The organism is Lactobacillus iners DSM 13335 (genome assembly GCF_000160875.1).
In the GTDB taxonomy this organism is placed as follows: domain Bacteria; phylum Bacillota; class Bacilli; order Lactobacillales; family Lactobacillaceae; genus Lactobacillus; species Lactobacillus iners.
The window spans coordinates 1-1,496 of sequence record NZ_GG700808.1 but is presented as its reverse complement, the minus strand read 5'-3'; the positions used below and the strand labels follow the sequence as shown (position 1 = coordinate 1,496).

Annotated in this window: 14 tRNA genes; all 14 read left to right on the top strand. The window is 48.1% G+C overall.

The features are described 5' to 3' along the window. The first annotated feature begins 58 nt into the window (after positions 1-58). The 14 genes from HMPREF0520_RS04405 to HMPREF0520_RS04340 all read left to right on the top strand — a co-directional run bounded on the left by HMPREF0520_RS04405 (position 59) and on the right by HMPREF0520_RS04340 (position 1,291). Positions 59-140, top strand: a tRNA-Leu gene (locus tag HMPREF0520_RS04405). 32 nt (positions 141-172) lie between these two features. After that, positions 173-246: transfer RNA gene (locus HMPREF0520_RS04400), tRNA-Thr, on the top strand. 4 nt (positions 247-250) lie between these two features. Beyond that, a tRNA-Gly gene (locus HMPREF0520_RS04395) sits at positions 251-322 on the top strand. A 12-nt stretch (positions 323-334) separates the two neighbouring features. Continuing rightward, positions 335-420, top strand: a tRNA-Leu gene (locus HMPREF0520_RS04390). Positions 421-429: 9 nt separating this feature from the next. Further along, positions 430-506, top strand: a tRNA-Arg gene (locus HMPREF0520_RS04385). Between the two features lie 3 nt (positions 507-509). Continuing rightward, positions 510-583 (top strand) — tRNA-Pro (locus HMPREF0520_RS04380). A gap of 27 nt (positions 584-610) precedes the next feature. Then, a tRNA-Met gene (locus HMPREF0520_RS04375) sits at positions 611-684 on the top strand. A gap of 13 nt (positions 685-697) precedes the next feature. Further along, positions 698-771, top strand: a tRNA-Ile gene (locus tag HMPREF0520_RS04370). Between the two features lie 36 nt (positions 772-807). Continuing rightward, a tRNA-Met gene (locus HMPREF0520_RS04365) sits at positions 808-881 on the top strand. Positions 882-883: 2 nt separating this feature from the next. Continuing rightward, positions 884-956 (top strand) — tRNA-Asp (locus tag HMPREF0520_RS04360). A 6-nt stretch (positions 957-962) separates the two neighbouring features. Further along, a tRNA-Phe gene (locus HMPREF0520_RS04355) sits at positions 963-1,035 on the top strand. A gap of 13 nt (positions 1,036-1,048) precedes the next feature. Further along, positions 1,049-1,119 (top strand) — tRNA-Gly (locus HMPREF0520_RS04350). Between the two features lie 6 nt (positions 1,120-1,125). After that, positions 1,126-1,199, top strand: a tRNA-Ile gene (locus HMPREF0520_RS04345). Between the two features lie 2 nt (positions 1,200-1,201). Continuing rightward, positions 1,202-1,291: transfer RNA gene (locus HMPREF0520_RS04340), tRNA-Ser, on the top strand. Positions 1,292-1,496 lie beyond the last annotated feature (205 nt).

Sequence of the window (1,496 nt, the reverse complement as noted above, 5' to 3'; positions counted from 1 at the left end):
ACTTTTAATCAGAGGGTCGGCAGTTCGAGCCTGCCACGACTCATTAGACCCAAGTTTTGCGGGTGTGGCGGAATTGGCAGACGCGCTAGATTTAGGTTCTAGTGTCTCCGGACGTATGAGTTCAAGTCTCATCACCCGTATTCTGTGAGTAAACAGAAAAAAAGAATAGGAAGCCGATTTAGCTCAGTTGGCTAGAGCACCTGTCTTGTAAACAGGGGGTCGAAGGTTCGAATCCTTTAATCGGCATAATGCGGAAGTAGTTCAGTGGTAGAACATCACCTTGCCATGGTGGGGGTCGCGGGTTCGAATCCCGTCTTCCGCTTATCATTATAATGCCGGGGTGGCGGAACTGGCAGACGCACAGGACTTAAAATCCTGCGGTTGGTGACAACCGTACCGGTTCGATTCCGGTCCTCGGCATATAATGATGCACCCTTAGCGCAACTGGATAGAGTGTCTGACTACGAATCAGAAGGTTGAAGGTTCAAATCCTTCAGGGTGCACCATAACGGGAAATGGCTCAGCTTGGTAGAGCACCTGGTTTGGGACCAGGGGGTCGCAGGTTCGAATCCTGTTTTCCCGATTGTAACAAGGTTACAAGGAAATGAATGGCGGTGTAGCTCAGCTGGCTAGAGCGTCCGGTTCATACCCGGGAGGTCGAGGGTTCGATCCCCCCCGCCGCTATAAAAGGTAAGTTGGACCTTTAGCTCAGTTGGTTAGAGCAGACGGCTCATAACCGTCGGGTCGTAGGTTCGAGTCCTACAAGGTCCATAGAGATCTTTGTTTTTTTTATAAAAAGGTAAATATCGCGGGATGGAGCAGTCTGGTAGCTCGTCGGGCTCATAACCCGAAGGTCATAGGTTCAAATCCTGTTCCCGCAATTGGTCCCTTGGTGTAGGGGTTATCACGCCTCCCTGTCACGGAGGAGATCACCGGTCCGAATCCGGTAGGGACCGTAGAATGGCTCGGTAGCTCAGTTGGTAGAGCAAAGGATTGAAGCTCCTTGTGTCGGCGGTTCGATTCCGTCCCGCGCCATTTATAGGAAAAAGCGGGTATAGTTTAGTGGTAAAATGAAAGCCTTCCAAGCTTTAGTCGCGAGTCCGATTCTCGTTACCCGCTTAAAATGGGCCTATAGCTCAGCTGGTTAGAGCGCACGCCTGATAAGCGTGAGGTCGATGGTTCAAGTCCATTTAGGCCCATTGGAGATTTACTCAAGAGGCTGAAGAGGCGCCCCTGCTAAGGGTGTAGGTTGGCTAAGGCTGGCGCGAGGGTTCGAATCTCTCAATCTCCGTAGTTAAAGCAAATAATTGTAGTATATCAATATTTATAGTAGTAAATAACACTTTTTGGCTAACTTTTGGCTAACAAAGTGCTTTTTTATTTACAGATCTAATTTTTTAAGTGCGTCAATTGCATCATCCTGGTTCTTTTTTGTGATGTGTGTGTAAATATCTAAAGTAATTCTTATATCAGAGTGACCCAATAGCATTTGTACT